The 20,751-nt window shown below is 39.3% G+C and carries 18 protein-coding genes and 2 pseudogenes; 6 read left to right on the top strand and 14 right to left on the bottom strand.

The window, feature by feature from the left end:
• Position 1: 1 nt before the first annotated feature.
• A complete protein-coding gene (locus ACUN27_RS18540; RefSeq protein ID WP_445559362.1) occupies positions 2 to 970 on the top strand; it encodes an FTR1 family iron permease in 969 nt (322 codons plus the stop codon).
• A 517-nt stretch (positions 971 to 1,487) separates the two neighbouring features.
• On the opposite strand, the gene ACUN27_RS18535 is transcribed toward ACUN27_RS18540, so the two are convergent.
• A complete protein-coding gene (locus ACUN27_RS18535) occupies positions 1,488 to 2,036 on the bottom strand; it encodes a DUF1003 domain-containing protein (RefSeq protein ID WP_445559361.1) in 549 nt (182 codons plus the stop codon).
• 402 nt (positions 2,037 to 2,438) lie between these two features.
• Here ACUN27_RS18535 and ACUN27_RS18530 point away from each other — a divergent pair, with 402 nt between their 5' ends.
• Together ACUN27_RS18530 and ACUN27_RS18525 are read left to right on the top strand one after the other, a co-directional pair.
• The gene (locus ACUN27_RS18530) at positions 2,439 to 4,037 is read left to right on the top strand and encodes a COG4705 family protein (protein WP_445559360.1); all 1,599 of its coding nucleotides are present in this window, start codon (positions 2,439 to 2,441) and stop codon (positions 4,035 to 4,037) included.
• A 143-nt stretch (positions 4,038 to 4,180) separates the two neighbouring features.
• A pseudogene (locus tag ACUN27_RS18525) lies at positions 4,181 to 4,617 on the top strand (transposase).
• A 561-nt stretch (positions 4,618 to 5,178) separates the two neighbouring features.
• Here ACUN27_RS18525 and ACUN27_RS18520 read toward each other — a convergent pair.
• From ACUN27_RS18520 to ACUN27_RS18490, 7 genes are all read right to left on the bottom strand, one after another.
• Positions 5,179 to 5,508 (bottom strand): hypothetical protein, encoded by a 330-nt coding sequence (locus tag ACUN27_RS18520; protein WP_445559359.1) that lies wholly within the window; start codon positions 5,506 to 5,508, stop codon positions 5,179 to 5,181.
• A gap of 183 nt (positions 5,509 to 5,691) precedes the next feature.
• A complete protein-coding gene (locus tag ACUN27_RS18515; protein WP_315956264.1) occupies positions 5,692 to 5,862 on the bottom strand; it encodes a hypothetical protein in 171 nt (56 codons plus the stop codon).
• A 369-nt stretch (positions 5,863 to 6,231) separates the two neighbouring features.
• Positions 6,232 to 7,794 (bottom strand): FMN-binding glutamate synthase family protein, encoded by a 1,563-nt coding sequence (locus ACUN27_RS18510; RefSeq protein ID WP_315956265.1) that lies wholly within the window; start codon positions 7,792 to 7,794, stop codon positions 6,232 to 6,234.
• Between the two features lie 750 nt (positions 7,795 to 8,544).
• On the bottom strand, positions 8,545 to 9,036 hold the full coding sequence (locus ACUN27_RS18505; protein WP_315956267.1) for a DinB family protein: 492 nt from the start codon (positions 9,034 to 9,036) through the stop codon (positions 8,545 to 8,547).
• Positions 9,037 to 9,121: 85 nt separating this feature from the next.
• The gene (locus ACUN27_RS18500; RefSeq protein ID WP_315956268.1) at positions 9,122 to 9,364 is read right to left on the bottom strand and encodes a hypothetical protein; all 243 of its coding nucleotides are present in this window, start codon (positions 9,362 to 9,364) and stop codon (positions 9,122 to 9,124) included.
• A gap of 63 nt (positions 9,365 to 9,427) precedes the next feature.
• On the bottom strand, positions 9,428 to 10,030 hold the full coding sequence (locus ACUN27_RS18495; protein ID WP_445559358.1) for a hypothetical protein: 603 nt from the start codon (positions 10,028 to 10,030) through the stop codon (positions 9,428 to 9,430).
• A gap of 131 nt (positions 10,031 to 10,161) precedes the next feature.
• Positions 10,162 to 11,583 (bottom strand): PQQ-dependent sugar dehydrogenase, encoded by a 1,422-nt coding sequence (locus ACUN27_RS18490; RefSeq protein WP_445559357.1) that lies wholly within the window; start codon positions 11,581 to 11,583, stop codon positions 10,162 to 10,164.
• Between the two features lie 566 nt (positions 11,584 to 12,149).
• On the opposite strand from ACUN27_RS18490, the pseudogene ACUN27_RS18485 reads away from it, so the two are divergent.
• Positions 12,150 to 12,729: pseudogene (locus ACUN27_RS18485) on the top strand (IS110 family transposase); the annotation flags it as partial.
• A 227-nt stretch (positions 12,730 to 12,956) separates the two neighbouring features.
• Here ACUN27_RS18485 and ACUN27_RS18480 read toward each other — a convergent pair.
• The 3 genes from ACUN27_RS18480 to ACUN27_RS18470 are packed head-to-tail and all read right to left on the bottom strand — an operon-like array spanning position 12,957 to position 14,980.
• Complete coding sequence (locus ACUN27_RS18480) at positions 12,957 to 13,337, bottom strand: YolD-like family protein (protein WP_445559356.1); 381 nt, start codon at positions 13,335 to 13,337, stop codon at positions 12,957 to 12,959.
• The gene (locus ACUN27_RS18475; RefSeq protein ID WP_445560639.1) at positions 13,334 to 14,605 is read right to left on the bottom strand and encodes a DNA polymerase IV; all 1,272 of its coding nucleotides are present in this window, start codon (positions 14,603 to 14,605) and stop codon (positions 13,334 to 13,336) included. The genes ACUN27_RS18480 and ACUN27_RS18475 overlap by 4 nt, the downstream gene beginning before the upstream one ends.
• Before the next feature lie 6 nt (positions 14,606 to 14,611).
• Complete coding sequence (locus ACUN27_RS18470) at positions 14,612 to 14,980, bottom strand: hypothetical protein (protein WP_315956272.1); 369 nt, start codon at positions 14,978 to 14,980, stop codon at positions 14,612 to 14,614.
• A gap of 349 nt (positions 14,981 to 15,329) precedes the next feature.
• On the opposite strand from ACUN27_RS18470, the gene ACUN27_RS18465 reads away from it, so the two are divergent.
• Together ACUN27_RS18465 and ACUN27_RS18460 are read left to right on the top strand one after the other, a co-directional pair.
• Positions 15,330 to 16,094 (top strand): ATP-dependent DNA ligase, encoded by a 765-nt coding sequence (locus tag ACUN27_RS18465; protein ID WP_445559355.1) that lies wholly within the window; start codon positions 15,330 to 15,332, stop codon positions 16,092 to 16,094.
• An 82-nt stretch (positions 16,095 to 16,176) separates the two neighbouring features.
• Entirely contained in the window at positions 16,177 to 16,332 is a 156-nt protein-coding gene (locus ACUN27_RS18460) for a hypothetical protein (RefSeq protein WP_315956274.1), read from the top strand.
• A gap of 707 nt (positions 16,333 to 17,039) precedes the next feature.
• Here ACUN27_RS18460 and ACUN27_RS18455 read toward each other — a convergent pair.
• The 3 genes from ACUN27_RS18455 to ACUN27_RS18445 form a co-directional block, all read right to left on the bottom strand.
• A complete protein-coding gene (locus ACUN27_RS18455) occupies positions 17,040 to 17,552 on the bottom strand; it encodes a DUF1003 domain-containing protein (protein ID WP_127458603.1) in 513 nt (170 codons plus the stop codon).
• A 441-nt stretch (positions 17,553 to 17,993) separates the two neighbouring features.
• Complete coding sequence (locus tag ACUN27_RS18450; protein ID WP_445559354.1) at positions 17,994 to 18,770, bottom strand: hypothetical protein; 777 nt, start codon at positions 18,768 to 18,770, stop codon at positions 17,994 to 17,996.
• A 561-nt stretch (positions 18,771 to 19,331) separates the two neighbouring features.
• Positions 19,332 to 20,618 (bottom strand): IS110 family transposase, encoded by a 1,287-nt coding sequence (locus tag ACUN27_RS18445; protein WP_445559353.1) that lies wholly within the window; start codon positions 20,616 to 20,618, stop codon positions 19,332 to 19,334.
• Positions 20,619 to 20,751 lie beyond the last annotated feature (133 nt).

The raw sequence follows: 20,751 nt of genomic DNA, 5'->3' as shown, positions 1-20,751 counted from the left end.
CATGAAGCATTTTACCCCCAAAAAAATTATGTTATGGATTATGACCCTTATCGTAATCGGCATCCTAGTGTGGCAAGGGATTACGGCGAACGGTGCACCCGATCCATCGACAAGTAATATAACACCAGCTACAGCTATTCTAAATACGGCAATTCTCGTATTTCGTGAAGGCTTAGAAGCCATTCTTGTTCTATCCGCAATAACGGCAGGTCTTATCAGAAATAAAAAGGATTCTTGGAAGCCAATATTTGTCGGTTCGGGCATCTCATTAGCAGCAACCATTGTCACTTGGTTTGTTGTAGTAGGTATTATTTCCTTAGTTGGTTCAACAACGTCGGAACTTAATGTTCAAGCGGGGACTGGGCTTTTAGCGAATATAGTCCTTCTGGTTATCATGAACTGGTTTTTCCATAAGATTTATTGGACTGGGTGGATTTCTTTACATAATAAAAAACGTCGTCAGATTACAGATGTATCCAAAGAAGCAACTCCAAATGTTGCGGCATCCTATTGGAGTCTTGTGATTATCGGTTTAACCTCGATGTATCGGGAAGGATTTGAAGTTGTTCTATTCTTACAGAACATTCGACTGCAAGTAGGCAGCCAAGTTATTTTATTAGGTGCATTGATCGGGTTGGTTTTTACTGGAATTGTTGCCATTCTGACATTTGTCGGACATCAAAAACTTCCTTACAAGAAAATGTTGATCTTAACCGGTGGATTACTCATCCTAGTACTATTAGTTATGACAGGCGAGACCGCTCAAGAAATGCAGCTTGCCGGTTGGATTTCAACGACTAATCTTGACTTTAATATTCCTTCCTGGATGGGATTATGGTTTGCGTTCTTCCCCACAGTTGAAACCATAAGCGCACAGGCCTTTGCTTTCGTCTTTGTCGTTGGTTCTTATGTCTTCTTACAATTCATAAGAGTATGGAAGCCAAAATTGGCAGAAAAATTAACGAATTAAGATCATTTGAGGTTCATTAAAAGTCGGTGCATAAGCACCGGCTTTTTCTCTATTTTTCTAAAAAAATGAATTTCATTTCTCCGCTGCATTCGATAAATCTCTAATAGGATCACGTTCAAACTGAACCAAGCCCCCCGATATATGTAACCAGCAAGCACATCACTTGGGAATTTTACATAAAAGAAGACGCGACTGATCCCAACTAGAGACATAGTTAAATAACATATAAGGTCACTGAGATACGAACTTTCAAATTCTCTTTATGTCTAACTAGCAATAAGCAGCAAAGTCACATATTTATTTCACATCTTACAAGCAGGTTTAATCTAGCTGTTTTAGTTGCCCTCATTTTAGCCTCAAAAGGATAATAACTTCTTTGTTTTTTTCAATAACTCTAGAACACGACCTATTTGTTTATTTATGTAACCTATTTATAGAAAATACGGTTGGGTTCATTTGTTCCCTACTAACGCGCACATATGAAAAAGAAGCTGCAGCTGCAGCTCCTTTAATTTCATTACACTTCTTGCTTTTTCAATTGATTCGCTAACAAAAGCAGCTTTATTTCAATAAGCTCTCCTTCTATTCTGTGGAGATGACTCTGCATGTCATCAATCTCTTGCTCTGATTTATAATTAATGGCAAAGTCAATAATGGATTCGTGTTTATCCCTTGCCGCTTGACGGTTCTGACTCATCATAATGACAGGAGCTTGAAAGGCTGCGATAAAAGACAAACACAAATTTAATAGGATAAATGGCTGTGAGTCAAAGTGATACGTAAAAGGTAATGTGTTCCATATAATCCACAAAATTAAAAATACAGCAAAGTATATGATAAATCTCCAGCTACCGCCAAATGATGCAATACGGTCTGCAATTCGATCCGACCAACTCGTTTTTCGCGCATATTCTTCGTCTAAATGAGTGAGAATGCTTTTTTCGTAATTATCCACCAACCTATCAATTCGTTTGGCATCCGTTTGATTGATTTCAATATCGAAACCCTGAATTTTAGAAGCGTCTTGGATGTTATTTTTTTTAATAAAGTAATTCTTTTTTGTCATTGGAATCCCTCCTCTTGTTAATTGAGGAAGTCAGGAACCCAGCATACCTATTCTTTTAGGATTGATGACTTTATTATGAAGTAACCAAACCTCAAATGATAATTAGTATTCATGACTCCCCCGTTTCGTAAATCTGGCTCAGGTTCGCTAGAACTTCGACTACCCATAAAAAAATCTCAACTCCTTCAAATTGGATTGCAAATGTCTTATTCATAATACTCCCGTCATTCGAACATTGCAAACACATTTACCTATCGCTACTTTTTGCTCTGAATTAATTATTTCTCATTAGAATCTCATTTGAAGCATGTACAATATGTTGAGTAAAAGGATTCGTTTTTAAATAAACAAATATCTTTTGTGGATTGAGGGAAAAATAAACTGCAAAGAAAGGAAATTATTATGGAAGCAATCCAAAATAAAATGAAAATGTTACTTAATAAGGTGCCAGAAATTACTATTTTCTTCTGGATAATCAAGATTTTATGCACAACAGTCGGTGAAACATTTGCTGATTTCATCAATTTCAATCTCGGATTTGGTTTAACTGTCACTACTATAATTATGGGAGTATCGTTTTTCATCGCATTATTTCTTCAATTCAGAGCAAAGAAATATGTTCCAGGTCTTTATTGGCTAACGGTTGTGCTTATTAGCGTATTTGGGACGTTAGTAACGGATAATTTGACCGACAATGTCGGAATACCTCTTGAAACTAGTACACTCGTTTTTTCCGTGTTACTAGGATTTACATTTCTTTTTTGGTATCTTAGTGAGAAAACACTCTCGATACACTCGATTTATACAAGAAAAAGAGAAGTTTTCTATTGGCTTACCATCCTTTTCACATTTGCACTTGGAACCGCAGTCGGCGATTTATTTTCTGAACAACTTGGTCTTGGTTATCTTCTCACAGGAACCGCAGTCGTTATCATCATAGCTTGCATATTCTTGGCATGGAAATTTTTTAAGCTTGATGGGGTATTGGCGTTCTGGATCGCGTATATTCTTACTCGCCCACTCGGAGCATCATTAGGTGATTACCTATCTCAACCGAAAGAGAATGGTGCGTTGGCTTTGGGGACAACAGTTACTAGTGTCATTTTTCTTATAGCTATTCTAGCCATCATCGTTTTTCTTGCAATTACAAAATTAGATACTACGGTAAAAAGTGAGCCAACAGAAACGAACCAAGTAGATAGAAGCAAGAAACATGTTTTGGTACAAACCACTGTGGTTCTATGTATTTCCTTAGTAGTTGGAATAGGCGGTTATGTTGGGTTAAGCAATCGTATATCATCGCAAACCGATTCTGCACAAGCTGCATTAGCTGGACAATTATCCGACTTCGTAAAAATTGAAACGGATATGCTAAACAATGTAAACTCCAATGACTTTGCTTCGGCGAAAAAGGGCGCAGACAATTTGGAACATCAATGGGATACATCGGAGCCTAAGCTTAGAAAAATAGATGGCACAACATGGACCAAAATTGATGGAACGATTGACGTGGTATTGGCATCCGTTCGTTCAGGAAAACCTGATATCAGCCAAAGCAAAACTGCAATTAACAATTCACTTACTATCATCAATGGAGCAAATCAATCAGCATCGCAAACATATTCTTCGCAAACGACTACACCCGTCGGAACTTCGCAAACCGATTCACAGCAAATTACAACAGTTGGAAAATCGCAACCCGATTCTCCAAAAAATAAATTAGCCGGGCAATTATCCGATTTTGTTAAAATTGAAACGGATATGTTAAACGCTGTAAACTCAAATGACTTTGCTTCGGCGAAAAAAAGCGCAGACAGTTTGGAACATCAATGGGACACTTCTGAGCCTAAGCTTAGGAAAATAGATGGCACAACATGGACCAAAATTGATGGAACGATTGATGTGGTATTAGCGTCAGTTCGTTCGTCTAAACCTGATGCCGTCAAGTGCAAATCTGCACTTAATAATTCGCTTAGCATCTTTAACGAAGCAAATAAATAAACGAGAAAAAGGGTCGTCTGTTTTCAGACGACCCTTTTTCTCGTTTATATCAAAATCTGACTTCGCAAAACTGCCCTTCCCTCGGTTTTAATGGTTTATCTAACGTATACTCACTCGATTCTATACCCGGAATTGCCACTCGAATGGTTGAACAAATCCTAGCTGAAATAGGAACAAACATTAAAGACCAGTTTCCAAGCGCAGCTCACTTGTGTTCATGGGCAGCACTAGTACCGGACATAATGAGAGCGCTGGCAAAAGGAAGTCTTCTAAAAGAAAGAAAGGAAACAAATATCTAAAATCTGCATTAACAGAAGCCGCGCACTCCGTAGGTGCATCCAAAAACTACCTTGGCGCTATGTACAGGCGAACATTAGCGCGAAAAGGCAGGAAACGCGCAGCTATTGTAGTAGCACATGCCATGCTAAGAATCGCTTTTTATCTACTGACAAGAAAAGAAATGTATGTAGATTTAGGTGAAGATTATTTTGATAAACAAAAGCTTGGATCTATTGTAAGAAATTCAGTCCGAAGACTTGAAACCTTAGGCTACAACGTTACAATTTCTGAAGTCTCCTGATCCAAGGTTTACCAATCCCTCCTATGCATTTCAGATTTTAAAAAACGTCTAAGCCGCGTCTTCTTTAGTGATGTCTTTTTCTTCGACTGCCTGCATTTTAATTTTCATGGTAGTTTAACGCCTGCTTGCTGAAAATTGATCGAGTCTTTAAACTGTCTAGAGGTCGGTATCTAGATAGTTGGGAGATTTGTGTCACACGACTACAATGTAGCGAAATTTGTGCATTTTTCTATGACACAAATTCACCTACATAAAAAAATAAAAGCTTGATTTCTCAAGCATTTTAGTTCTGGTTTATGTAGGCACATTTGTGTCATTGGACACTCGGCGAACATACATGTATGTTTGACCATCAATTTTCTGTAATGATGAGTTCCCAGTTTATCATGCAATTCGATGCGCCGGTTCTTGTACGCCTAAGCGAAATTTTAAATTGCGGTCCCAATCCCGAATTCTCATAGCAGTGTCTGACCTCCGGTGGTGCCTCTATGCCACTGTATTGAGTGTCCCGTAAAAGTATTCGTATGTCTAACCCGACGATGATATTACTACAAATTAGTTTTATTCTGAAATTGGGTGAAAATCATAATAGGAATGCTGCCCGTTAGCTGAATGCCCAAAAGTATATATTTTGGTCTTGTCGGCAATCGGACTATATTCTTGACCTAACTCTGTTGCTCCGCCAATGTATGGGTTGTTCCTAATCTTCGAAGCAACTTCCCGCGGTTCCGTGCGAGCTTGCAATTTCGGAAAAACATTACGATACGTATAAATACCTCTAATTGCGTCTTCTTCAGTGAATTTATATACCTCAACCAGATACACTTTCACCTCTTGCCTAAACACAGAAAAATCTACGAAATCTTCAGGACTTAGATGTTCGAAGCTCATATATCAACTCGCCAACCTTTCTTACATTCCGTTGGCTTAATTATATCTAGTCTGTCAATTTATTTAAACTGATAATATTTGCGGAGTTTAGGAAAGCTGTAGGTCTAATTTCCATTTCCTTCTTTTAATTCTTTACAACTTAAAAAGCTGCCCTCTCAGTAATGAGAAGAACAGCCTTATTACTTAAACTTGGTTTTTGTTAATATTATTTAAACTCGGGACGTAATCAGCGGCCTTGCTGCTCGATAGTGTTTGTGCTTCTTCAAGAATACTAGTGTCATTTTGCTGATGGTTTTTACTATCTGCTCGGTTATTCTCGCGGTCATACTTAGGATCTGCTTCATTTTTAGGCATAATATTCACCTCCATCTTTTTTCGTTGTTAGTATGAGATGGCAGCATGCATTTTATCCCAATAACAATCTGTATGGATTCTGCATGTGTACTTGCTGCACGTATTGTGGCTACAAAGCTCAATACACTGCTTTCATCATTAGGCTCTATAATTACATGTATGTGTTCTTTTTGATATAACGTTCTTGATTTAATACCAAGAAAATCTTGAAATTTCCCTTGCATCTTTGAGAAAATCTTTATTCTCTGAGGGAGTTTAACTCCTTCTTGCTGTAACACCTTTTTTCCAATCCTGTCTTGGATTCGGATCCTAGAATGCAGGGAGTTTTGTGTCACAAGACTATGTAGAGGTGAAGTTCTTAGGTTAAGTTTATCCTGGATAAGGAAACATGTCTATGATTCTTATGCTTTGACCCTTTTCGTTAGTAAACACAACATGTTCTCGCCTAAATTCTCGAGGAGTTTCTAAGCCGCATGCTGCAGCCAAAGAGAACAGGCCTTCCCTCAACTGAAGAATATAGTTCATCACCCGCCATTGTTTTTCTTCAGGAGCCAGAGCCTTTTGGTATTTAGAATCCGTAGTCGTAATGCCAGTCGGGCACTTGCCAGTATGGCACTGCATAGCCATAATACAGCCATTAGCCATCATAAAGCCGCGTGCAGAGTTCACACAATCCGCCCCCAATGCCAACGCGATTGCTACTTTATCTGGAGTAACGAGCTTGCCGGAAGCGAATATTTTAAAACGATTGCGCACGCCGAATTTTCTAGCCGTATCATCTAAAATCAGCAGTGCGGTAAAGAGTGGCAGTCCCATTCCGTCTGCCATCGCTTTGAAGGTTGCTCCAGAACCTCCCTCAGAACCGTCAACAGTAATGAAATCGGGATACATATCCAAGTCCACCATTGCTTGAAAAAAAGGTTCGAGTCGCTTTGGATCGCCTACAACGATTTTAACACCTACCGGCTTGCCTCCTTCTCTTTGCAACCTATCTATGAAGCGTAATGCATCTTCGGGATTAGTCAGGAATTCGAACCGGTTTGGTGAGTTTACGGTTTTTCCCACGGGTACCAAACGAGCTCTTGCAACTTTCTCCGTAACCTTAGAGCCCTCCAAATGCCCCCCACGAATTTTAGCTCCTTGATGAAATTTTAGTTCGAATGCCTTGATATTAGAGGTGTTAGCTTTTTGTTTATATGCATCTATAGAAAAGAGACCTGTACTATCGCGAAATCCGAACATGCCGGGTCCGATCTGGGAAATAACATCAACGCCGGTAGCCAAGTGTACATCCGCTACACCGCCTTCACCAGTATTGATCCATGACCCGCCTGCCATGAATGCACCGCTTCCAGTAGACAGTATATAATTCTCGCCTACAGCTCCGTACGAAGTGGCTGAGGCGCCGAACATGCCTTTTAGCCTCCAAGGATGCAAGCGATTTTGTCCGACAACGATTGTATCGTCATCATGTAATAACCAAGGCTTAATTTGTTCATCTACTATCATTTCTTTTCTTGTGAAAAGCCCTTCGTCAGTAATAACATATTTCCTTCCATGTAAAAGCACATCATTATCAACTTTTAGCTCACTGGTCAATTTCGGAAACAGGGCGTTCGACAAATAGAATCCTGGTTTCTCGTAGTCTCGTCTGCCTCCAAAGGAAATAAGATCTGTTCGATATTTCGCGGCATAAACGAGTCCAACAAAATCAGCCCGCGAGAAAGGTTTCCCTTCTATATCATTGTCAAACCAGTATTGACGAAATTCTGGCCCCAACTTTTCAAGTAAATATCTTATCCAGCCGAGAAACGGATGAGAACGAATGATGGAATGCTTTGGATTCTTAGATAATGCATACATGTAACCGAAAAAAAAGATGGGAGGTAACGTAAGAATTACCAATACGATAATAAGAAGGTTATTAATCATATTATTTAACCCCTTCCAAATTGTAAATCGAATCCTACTTATATTGCCTCAATTTCCCAATAAACATTCAATCACGCCATGTCTCAAAAAATAAATATCCAGAAATATATCCCCTTTGTATAACTGCGATCTGATTAATTAGAATCATACAATATTTTCACATATTGGAAGTAATCTACCCTTACGTCATTAAAAAAGAACAGTTGCCGGTCCTCAGCAATCTGCTCACTTATTTTAAACTATTGTATCCCGTTAGTTCAATCGCAACCAGTATGCCGTAGCATACATAGGCCTAAATTATTAAGAATTGGTTAAGTGCTTTTTTGCATTACAGTTTTGATAACCAAGCACTCTTTGCAGTAGTAAAAGTAAAGAAATGACTCCTCAATTAAGAAGGAAAATTTGTCGTGAACCAAAAACTCTGAATGATAATCTTCACTACAAACTGATGCTACATAATGCATATCACTTTCACAACATAGACACGTTTCGAGGATCTCATCAGTAGCAAAAAAAGGGTTACCAAGTATTCTACAAATATATTCTGATCCAAAAGCTTGAAAGGCTAGATCTCTTTCTTCCCCATCCTCAGGAGAATCAATGTCGTGTAACTCTACCAACTTCATAGGGGACAAGGGAAGTGGATATGGTAGTTTATCCTCTACATCGCTAATCCATTTCTCGTCGTCTTCTTGTAAAATTACAGAGATACTTTTATGTGGAAAGGCATCTTAGCTTTTGTTACTACTGTTATGCGTTACGCCATACCCCTAGCTGCTTCCGAATCAGAACAATCTGGCCTGCGTGATACGCATCGTGCATGATCCAATTGAGTAATTCTTGCCCGAGCGTAAGTCCGCTTCTGACATATGGCGCATCCAGTTGCTCTTCCGTCAAACGGCCGAGCGAAGCGCGCAGCTCCGACGCCACGCGCTTCGCTCGATTCACCAGCGCCTGCCATTCAGCCTCATCTTCTGGATCCACGCTGCCTTGGAACGTCTCCTCATTGGAGATGGTTGGCGGCCCGAGCTCAACCCCATTCAGCCGAAGCAACCTGCGTTCATTATGAAAATTCATATGTAAAAGCGTCCCCCAGATCGAGTTACCTCCCCCTTGCGGTGTACATGCTGCCGCTGCGGCTGGTATTCCCTCCAACACGGTAGACACCGGAACGATCCATTCTTCCCTCTCCCAAATATGATCCCATTGCCAGACCAAACTCTCTACCCGGTTTTGACTCACACACCATCATCCTCCATGCAAAATATGTAACTTAAAGCATTGAACTATCGTGTCCGTTAGCTCAATAAACTGAGCGTATTACAGTCTAGATTTTGTTCGTTGAGTCAATAAGCAGAAGTTTATATTTACCTTCGGGATTAAATTCGGGATACCAACCTAAATCCAACGTTCGTTTCTCTTCATACTCAAGCTGAAGGATATCCTCTTTAAACTCCCACAAATGCTCATAATCATCATTGGCAAAAGAGTCAGAATCTGTCTCAGTAAATTCATTAAATCTTACTTTCCAACCACTTGGAACACGGAGCGGTACAAGCTTAGTACTCATGTAACGCCTCCTAGCTGTCGAGCAATTTAATGAACTTTCGTGTCCCGTTAACGTAATTCAAAATCACTCGATACGAAAAACGATTTCATTTCCTGTCGATGTATCTTTAAATGGTGAATTGAACTCCCTGAAGATAAAATCCATACCAGAAATATCATCAGGTAATGCGGGCGATACGACATAGTTAAATGATAAATGCCCTGAACTACCTCCACCACTATCCATTCGACAATGGTATGTTTCACCTATATATAATTCAAAGTGTTTTGATTTATTTGACTTGACCGACTGGTCACTCATTACATCCCAATCAATATTAAAGGTTATTACGCTTGCGTTACCGTACTGCCTCATAGAGGTCAAGGTATAGAAAAACTCTTCTTGTTCCTTGAATTTCAGAATAGGGACATTTTTTCTGAATTCACAAGGTTCGACTATCGGTTTATAATGCTCCTCAATTCTCAGAACATGGAAAACTGATTTCAAATAATCCTCATAGAGGTTGAAGGATATTGCCCATTTCTCAATATACTCAAATTTCGGATACCCTGGATTATTGCTCGAAATTTCTTTGCGTTGTTTTAACAATTCGCATATTTGCTTATCAATAGGAAAGATTCGCTCGTCATAATGCTCGGTTGGGCGTTCAAATGGCATCCGCTTCATCATTGTCCTCCTTATGGTTTTTTTCATCAATAATCTCAACTTAATATTAACACATATTGGAAGTAACCTGCCCGTTAGCGTGGAAACGACAGCCGATCGTCATGACCGACTGCCGCGATGTCTTTATTAAGCTATAGTTCCCGAACAATTTCATATACAGTACCTTGGTTAAAATCAGTCACTTTCATAGAACCAAAAACCCCTAAATATAGTCTGGTTTGATCCAGATTCGTTCCCAAACTAACATAATAAGCTGATTGAGTTCCAAAATTATAATCAGTTTCAATAACACTAAAATCATTTAGTTTACAATCTGTTCTTACTTTAGTATAAGCTAAAACCCCTCTAACTGGAGGTTGAGATTCTTCATTCCGGGCAAGATCAGTAAACACAACGCTTCCCGTTAATTCGGGAATTCCATTCCCCATATATGCCTGGACCCCTGTAAGTGCAGTTCCTCCATACTTATCCGGTCGGGGTTCTTTATGAAAATAACAAGTTAAAGGCTGAAGACGCCTCACTGAAGTTTTTACTGCTTCATTGTAATAAGCAATTGTTTTCTCATCCAAATTCGGATTTACAGAGCAGCTACTAATAATCGACGCAGGAAAAGCACCTTCCCACCCACGCCAGCCAAAGTTAATAAATCCTTCTTGGTCAGGTTCAGATTTCATTAAATAAGCTTGAATAAGCTGAGTAACCGGTATTGGTTTATAATGAACGAAAGAAAAAATCGACTCTACCAAATCCTGTCCGACATTTCCCACATATTTGATGTACTGATTATATAACCTTTGATATGAAATGCCTGGTATATTGCGAACCCCTTTGGCAATAACCGTAAGCGTTTCCTGAATAGGTGCAGGAAGTTCATTAAAACGTGAGACCACGGGTAGATCATAGAAAAATGTATTCTTATCTACATCAATTTCAATAATTTTACCAGCTATCTCCATGTCATCCTGGCTTAAATTAAACGGATCATAGCCTGATCCACCATCTCCGGTTGTTAGAACAAGTTTTCCAGTTTCAGGTGAAAAATTCAAGCTATTGACACCATTATGATTTAAAAACGGTCTTCTTAAGTTAAGTAATGTCCGTCGTTTTTGAGATTGACCATTCGATAGTAAGATCCATTCTTCTACTGTATCAATATGATCATATTGAGTTTCTCTATTTATCCACCTTAGGTTTAAGGTTCTCGGATCACACGGGTTGGGCTTAAAAGGTTTAGGAAGAGCACCTGGACCTTGTGTCCCAGCAATTGAATAATGAAGATAAAAGAGACCGTTATAAAAAAACTCGGGATGAAATGCTAGCCCTAACAATCCCCTTTCATCATATCCACCACTAGAAGCACCTAGTTTTATAACTCGTGGACGAATATCTAGAAAAGTCTTTATAACCCCATTTCCTATGTAAAAGATCTCTCCTACCTGGGTTGCAATAAATAATCTTTCTATCGAATCACCCGGCAGTATAGTTGTTTTCAAAACAGTTGGTAAATTTATCTTACTTACAATGGGCCGTAAACTAACCTTAACTTTTATCAAATTACTTTACACTCCCTCATATTGATTTTTTTACTAAGAATATGATTAGAAATGTTCAATTAGTATCGAATTAGGGCCGGGGTATCTGACAAGGCATTGCACCATTTCCACATTATCGTCGGAGAAATCACATCAGATTCCCCCGGATAATTTCTCCTGAATAAATCTGCCCGTTCGTATTATGAAGTCAGCCAGGTTTTACTGGTTGACCTCTTTGCATTTAAGAGGTTTAGTAAACGGTAGCCGGGGTCGAACGTCACTGCCCGTGGGACCGTGATCCCATCAGCTAAACTGTTCACCCCCTACTTGTAGAAACATGTTTGAGGCTGGTTGAGACAACGATCTCTAATAACAAGCGAAGCTATGACACTGCAAGAAGGACTAGGGGCTGCCGGCAAATTCAGTATTAGGAGGGAGAGGGATTGCAGCTTTTCCATGAGCTTTTAAAGGATCTTGAAGCCACGACTGGACAAAAACCAATGGTTATTCTAGAGGCTACGGGCCATTACAATGCTCCAGTCACACAGTTTTTAGATGATCAGAACTACTTGTACATTGCGGTTTTATGTACAGGTCGTTCCGAAAAATGGGCTAGAGAAAAGGCTCAGAAGCTCATGGCAGCTGCAATTCGAAATCCATTTCGCAAAGCAACCTATCAAAGTCACTTATTTAGTATGAATATGTACATTAGCATGCTCCTGCATTATAAAGAGCATCTATCTACCCTCGAAAAGCAAATAGATGCACTCGCTAATGAAGTTGAAGAATATGAGATTATCCAATCCATCCCCGGTATCGGTGAGAAAATCGCGGCACCGATTATCTCTGAAGTTGGTGAAATTGATCGGTTTAATCATCCTAAAAAGCTTGTTGCCTTTGTTGGCGTAGATCCCAGTGTTCATATCTCTGGAAAGTTTACGGCTAGGATTAAACGGATCACAAAACGTGGCTCTAGTAGGCTAAGACATGCCCTGTACATGGCAGTACTCTGCGGATTGAGGCCGTACTGGGAGTAAGAAACTCAAAGCTTTTTACGATAAAAAAATGGCCGAAGGAAAACCCCACAAAGTAGCGATGATTGCATGTGTGAACAAGTTACTACATTGGATTTTTGCCATGCTTAAACGAAAAGAAGCATACCTCTAATTAATCTGATTGGCAATTTAGCATGCTCAGTAATTAGTATAGCATCATCTTTTCGATTTTCTATTGAAAAATCTTGACAAGTTATTAGCTGGTTTAGCTTAATCGCCACTCCAGTCTAATAGTTTATCTTTCAGTCTACTACTTTACTTTCTTCTAACACTTATCATTCTTCATTAATTCATTGCTGTATTTTGAGTAGTCACCGTTTTAATTAATTATTTGTTTGTTTATAGGTCGACCATTCCATTTTCTGTCCATTCAATACATAATTCGGCTTTAAAAACATCTCTGTAAGCAATCCATTCCCAATCCCCTTCTCCGCTAGAAGTCTCTATTATATCTAATCGAAATTCACCATGTTTACTGCGTACTACGATGCCGGTAACTGATCGAGTTTTAAATTCTTCATATAATTTTAGTACAACTGGTTTTTTATACATTTGCGAAAGGCTCAGCACTGCTGAAATGTTTTGAATTTCTTGCTCATCTCGGATAGGTCGCAATATGCGTTGAGATTCTTTACGCTTTCTAATCGCGGCTTCCTTATGCTGTGGAAGCATCATGCGGCTTGACTCCCAAAGTCCATTAAGTTCTAATTTTTTACTCACTTATAGTGACCTCCAATTTTGACAGCTCTATCCGCTGCGAGACCGGCTTTCATTAAACTTGAAGCCCTAATAATGGCCGTGTTACCAAACCGATCCTTGATACCGTCTAATACACCATCTAGCTTACGCAGCTTTATCACGTCCTCAAAAAGATCTAACTGTGTGATTTCCTCATCATCAAGAGAACCTAGTGTGACACCAACTTTACGTACTGGATGACCATTCCAATTACGATGAAATATCTCACGAACTGATTCGAAAACTTTTAGTGTATTGTTCGTTGCAAAAGGCATTTTCCTTTGCTGGCTAAATCCAGTAGGTGCATCGTAAGGTGAGCACATACAGAATACGTGAATGGTTCCGCTCGTATAACCCTTCTTTCGAGCATCACGGCAAACTTCCTCCGTTAATTCCAAAAGCACAATATCTACTTCTTCTGCCGTAGTATAATCTCTTGGTAAAGTCATTCCGTGACCAATTGATTTCGGAGCTACATTGAACGTTCCTGGCGTGACTGGACTATCATCGAGACCATTAGCAGTACGCCACATAACCTCCGCCTGAATGTCTGACTGTTTACCAAAGCGTGCTCGGAACTTCTGCTTGAGAACATGCAATGGCGTCTTTGCAACATGACCGATTGTGGTCATTCCAAGGTTAACAAAATGTCTCGTCATTCGCGATCCAACTCCGTACATCTTATCTACACTTAGAGGCCATAACACACGTTCTACATCTTCTTTACCAAGTGTAAAAATACCATTCTGGTTTTTCTTCGCGAAATTGTCCGTCGCTTGTTTAGCAAGGATTTTAGTAGGACCGATGCCAACACGAATACGTACATTCATTGATGCCGCGACCTTCTTTTGAATCATAACTGCCAGTTCTTCTGCATTACAGCGAAAATGATTGAGCGAGCCTGTCACGTCCAGAAACTGCTCATCAATCGAAAATACTTCCACAAGGTCTGTGTACTCTTTATAAATATCCGTAATCGCAAGAGATACATCTATATAGCGTTGCATGTGCGGCCGCATTACAATTACATTCGGACATAACTGTAGTGCTTCTCCAAGCCTCTGTGCTGTACTAATACCAAAACTCTTGGCTATTGGGCAAGCAGCCAGAATAATTCCTGATCTCCTAGCTGGATCTCCGGCCACCACAACCGGGAGATTTTCTAAGCCCGGATGAGAAGCTTTTTCGACGCTAGCGTAAAAAGATTGGCAATCCGAGAGATAGATCGTACGATCACTTTTTTCTCTCAATACCATTTACAACGACCTCCGCATTCTCATTAATGTTGTCATGAGTTCAGCCTTAATCAAACTGCGTAACATTGTAAAATGGTGGACGTATCCGCGAACTTTATATTCAACATTAATGCCTAAAGCTGTGGTTGATGTTTTTAACACTCTGATGTCACGCTCTTTCATTGCACTCTTAATATTTTGTATTTCAGGATAAATTGCGTCCTCAACTTCTTTTAAATAAAACAGAATATGACCATATATAATTTTATCTTTGTGAACCCTAAGCTCCTCCGAATCCCTTGCCAGCATATCAAGTAAAATAGGAAACAATGTAAATTCTTTGATTAATTGAACATCTTCGTCGGTCTCTACATTTGTCATGATACTCATTTAATCACCTCAAAATAAGAACATTTGTTTGCATTTTTATATTATATACCGAACACGTATTCGCTATGCAAGTTATTTTTAGGGAGTCAAAAATCCCCAAAGCCATTTAAGCAGTGGGGATTTACTTATTTACTAAATAAGTTCTATTGGCAAAGTAATACTCTCCGAACTCATGAGTACTTCATCTACCTTTAAGGACGTAGTACACTGGAAATGTGATTGCAGTTGCTATACGCAAACAAACAAATGAACTAGGGGTAATTAATTTCTTCATTCTAATGCTCCTTGCTTCCTTCAAATCCCATTAGTCATCTCTAAGGTGTACCATTATTATGGGTGATGAAAGAAAATGTTTATTCCTCCAATGCTTCTCCAATATGCCAAAAACAACGAACCGTTTGATAATGATTCTACTTTCGCCGAATTGAAATGGGATGGTATTCGGTTGATTGTATCAAATATGGATGAGTTTAACCTATACACAAAGAACACGAATGCAACAGTAAAATATCCTGAACTACACAATCCACCGATTCCTAAAGGAACTATTCTCAATGGAGAAATTGTTGTCCTTGATGAACAAGGGCGGGCGGACTTCGAAGCAACAAATGCAGGTTTCCGGTCCAATAAAAAGCGTAAACCAGTCCTATTTATGGCTTTTGACATCTTGTATCATCAAGGCGTGGACGTGACTGGATTGCCATTAGTTCGACGTAAGCAACTACTTGAAGAGACACTTATGGAGACGGAACAATATAGAATTGTTCGGCCAATTAAAGGCAGTGCAAAGGACTTTTTTAAAATCGTATGTCAGCATGGTCTTGAAGGTATTGTCATTAAGAAAAAAGACTCGAAAAATGAAAAAGGAGTACGCTCCTGGTCATGGCAGAAGGTTATTAACTACCAAACGGCAGAGGTATACATAACCGGATACAGCAAGAAAGAACATTCTTGGCTTCTTAGCTATCAAGAGGGTGAATCTGTCCGCAGTATTGGCACCATGGAGCTTGGAATAAGTAAGTCTGCTCGTGAATCAATGATGCCTGTGTTTCATTCTTTTAAAAGTGGTGAGAGCAAAGATTACGACTTTTATAAAGGCTGTAGTACGCTGTAGAGTTAAATATAGGGATTGGTATAAATCTGGATTCATGCGACTTCCAGTCTTTGAGGAATTTATTGTTTAGGGGATGACACTTATGGAATACCGAGTTAAGCATACAGAGACCGGCGAAGAGAAAACACTAAGTCATTTAGAAGTGAATGATATGGAATATGATGTAAATAGCCGAATCGTTGTTTTCGATACAAACATGGAGGCATATTTTTTAATTGATGAAGTTCAAGAGTACTGAATTGTCGAGAATCATTGGATTTCACCGAAAACATCAAAGAGTCCCTTCATTGGAAGAGGTTGAGAGGGCATTTAATGATGCAATGGCTGGAGATATTGATGGAGCCCTGAGGCTTCTAGACTGGAAACGTCACTGCTATTATGTAAAAAATGATTACGAAAGAGTAGTTATGTCGAAGGTATTTAGGTATTGCACCAATGTTATAGAATAAAAATTAAGCCTGGGGGGTGCCCCAGGCTTTCGCTTATTCCAACAAGTATCAAATCCGTTTGCCCAAAAACTGAATAAAGTAAGTCCCGACGCAGCAAGTTTCGTCATAACATATTGCCATAACTCATTAATTCTCATATTCTCAACTCTTTTCAAAAGAGTGCTCGTTCTATACCAATCTTCAACCTCATTATTAGGGCAATTCATCTAATAATACCATAAATATAATGCTTATCTTTTACATTTTATTACACTAACCTGCCCGTTAGTTCAATCCTCTCTGCGTTTTCAAGCCTGCTATTCGCCCAATCCCGCAGTGGAAGCCGATTTTACTTCCGTAGAACAATGATAAAAGAACGGCTCCGTTCGCATCAAGAGCGAGCGTAAGAGCCGTTCTCTGTTTTTCACAAGATTTCCGAGATTAAACCCCAACCTAACTAAAACAGGGCTTAGGAGAATTGAAATTTTCGACAGTTTCTCTTCTTAAAAAAGTCTTTTTATTTCCCCTGTAAAAGCTTTTTAATCTCCGCCAAATCTTCTTTCACTTCATTCCTAAACTCAGCAAAATCTGCCTCAAGTCTATGCAGATGACCCTGCATATCATCAATTTCTTGCTCCGCTTTATAATTGATTGCAAAATCAATTATAGCTTCTTGTTTGTCTCTTGCTGACTGTCTATTCTGACTCATCATGATAATTGGAGCTTGGAATCCAGCAAGAAAGGATAATAAAAGATTTAATAAAATAAAAGGTGGTTCATCAAAATGAATGACCTTAGTGATCGCCAATGTGTTTAAGATAACCCAAGCTGCCAAAAATACAATGAAGATATTAATAAATTTCCAACTTCCAACAAACTCCGCTACATTATCAGCAAGTTTATCTGACCATTTTGTTGATTTTGCATAATCTTCATTTAAATGGTCATGTATATTGCTTTGAAAATTTTCAACCAATTGTTGAATTCGTCCTGCGTATTCTTTTAAATCTTTTGTGTTTTCCTTCTCCATGTTATCACCATTCCCATTGTATTTGTTTAATTCATCCTTTACTAATCAATATTAGGCTCACAGGCCTTATCATTGTCCTTTCAAATTTAGGCTCAATCGAGTTCGCAATATCTTTATCATTAAGAATAATAAATACCAATGGATTTCATACAAAGATCGATTCTCCTAGAAAGCAAGTAAATAGCTGCAGTATACTTAATATAGGGATGCTCATGATTAAGCATTCCATATAATCTCTAAATTTCCCCCTACCCAATCCAAAAGATATTATCAACAATATTTTAACACAATCTATTTCACTAACCGTTACTAAAAAAACGAAAAAGGAGCTGCCCCGTAGCACGCTCCTCAACTATCGTTTCTCATTAGACGTATTGAAAAATGGAGCAGCTGACGCGGCAAACTACTCCAATATCCGTTCAACTAACGTGTCCCGATAGCTTAACACGTCTCGTGAAAGGCTACTGGTTCATAACCATAAACTTTTATTTTGTTCTCATTAAAAACATCTCTGACTTTCTTGCTAACTACCAATTGCCTAGCATCATACGCGTTTAACCGTTCAGTGGTCAAATTGAAATCCAACACCAATTTAAGATCTGCTTTTTCATAAATCAATTCTGATCTCAAAACAGCACCGGCAATACACCGGGAACAATGTTTAAGCTTTACTTTTTCCAGTCTAGTTCTCTCACTTAATAGAGGGAGAATATTAATTACTCTCATTTCAAACACTTGACCTAATTCACGTTCTTTATAATCATTGGCTGGGAGAAACTCACAGCCTGTTAATTCATTCTGAATAATGATATTTTTAGCATGCTCAGTAACGATCAACTGAGGGTAGATCGTGATAAGATGACTCTTTTTCATCTTCTTTACATCCAGTCTCAACTCAGATATCTGCTGTAATTGACATTCACAGTCTACTTCTAATGTTTCATAGACTGTGCCATAATAGGCTGCATTTTTTAACGGTTCATGTTCCCATGGAAATGGAACATTCACATGAAAGAAATAACTTGAGTCCATTTCTTTTTTTGTGTATTTCCGTCCTTCTGCAAAAGTATACTCGAGATTACGTTCCTCAAGCATTTTAAGTAACTCCTGATACCCTTCCCGAGCTTCATTGGTTTTTACTGTAATTAAACCATAAGCAATAGTACGAGAACTAATTTCGTCCACCTTACCATTTATTTTTTCTATGATATCGTTCAAGTCCGAAACAGTTCCCCTTATGTCTAATTGAGCATTCCTTTGCATTAAAGATTTTCCCCTTTGGCATTAGTATAACTAGCGCATTGTTAACCAGATCTATTGTAATCCTGCCAAAAAATTATTTTCTTAATAATACCATAATTGGAACTAAACTGCCTCTTTGGAGAATCACTTTGCTCTCAAATACTCTCGTTTTCTCAGCTTTTGATCTTTAAATACTTTTTAGCAGATAACATTCAATGGTATGAAGTTGCAGAGGAAGGAATTTATGGATATGCTGAGGGACAAAAGACTCTCTACCTAAACCATCTTTTGTAAATAACGGATGGCATGGTAATGTATGGTTGCACCTTTGGATCTCCACATGAGCTCATGGTGGTCAACCCTCCCACATCTCGCAGAGTCTACGCTCCCACATTCCTTCATTCAACCTACCATGAGGTGGAGGTCAGATATGCTGCCCGACAGGATCTTTGTCCGTAAGTTTAGTGCCTTTCCGACTCATCCGTGCTTCTTGTTGTTATCTTGTCTACCTAGATCATCATCATATAAAAGCGAAAATTAAGCTGCTTGTGGTATCTCCGTAAATCGAGGGATATCCTTGATCATTTTTTCTTCACTAAACTCATGACCCTTCTGTAAGATACCAAAAAGGATGCGTATAAGCTTGTTACATAACGCGATGAGAGACTGTATCTTTTTTAATGGATTCACAGGCCGTTTGGTGTAATACTCGTGTAGGGTTCGAAAGGCTGAATTTTTAGCGACTAGCGGCATCATCACTCTAAAGAGCAGAGCACGAAGGCGTTTCCTGCCTCTCTTTGTGATCCTGGTTTGTCCTATATGTGTGCCGGATGAATTTGTTTTCAAATTCAGTCCAGCAAGTTTTGTGATCTGTTTTGGATGTCGGTATTGGTCAATGTTACCTACCTCGGCTAAAAAGCCAGCGATCGTATCCCTCCCAATTCCTTTCATGGCCAATACTTGCTTTACATGAGGGATCTGCGCTAGCAGTTCATCTAACTTTGCTTCCAATTCCTCAAGCTTGTTCTTAAGCCATTCGTACTGTGTCAGCAACAACTTTAGCTCCATTTTAGCCAACTCAGAACCTTGCCTGATGCCAACAGAACAGCCGGCTGCTGCCTTCAGATTCTGTATTCGACCTAGACCAAGCCCACGTTTTGCAGCTTCTCTTAAATGCTGCAGCAACGTCTCGTCAGGCACAGAAACAAGCTCATGTGGCAGTAGATGAAGGCTTAGCATTTGGATGGCAGACTTGCACTCCCAGTCCTTAAATACCGTCAAAAACTCTGGAAAATACCGATCTAGCCAATTATGGACACGTAATTGCACAACACAAAGGTCAGTTGTCAGGTGCTCGAGAATTTTCATGGCTTCCCTCAGTTCGGCATAAACGCCTTGAGGAAGGCTCGGTACAGCGTATCTCCCGTCTTTGACCAACTGTGCAATCACTTTTGCGTCCTTCATGTCATTCTTCGTTGGCGAGTTGTCATCGAGTTCTTTGCTTTTCTTAACATGCAGTGGATTTACTACACCATATTTCACTTGCTTTTCTTTTAGAAAATGAGCTAGGTTTAGCCAGTAGTGACCCGTTGGTTCCATACGAACTATGGCGTCCTTGAACCCCTGCTCCGTCGCAATCTTCCTGAACCAGCTAACGAATAATTCAAAGCCTTCTCGATTGTTTTCAAACGTAAGTGGCTTCCCGAACTCGACCCCGCGGAAGTCTTGGGCTCTCGCCACATGCCTAAATTTTGCGATGTCGACTCCGATAATTAAAGTAGAAAAAGTAATTTGATTAATTCGTTCATTTTGAGTAGAATGCATGTTGTAGTCTCCTTGGTTTTGTTTTTGGATCCGACGCTGGCCAGCATCTGGGACCCATAAACATCATACCAAGGAGTCTTTTTATTTCTCAAACCTCATATTTCCTCATAATAGGAATGCTGCCCGTTAGTTT

It is taken from the genome of Paenibacillus sp. WC2504 (assembly GCF_052682475.1).
Note: the sequence above shows the minus strand (reverse complement) of the source record. Positions and strands in the feature narration are given on the sequence as shown.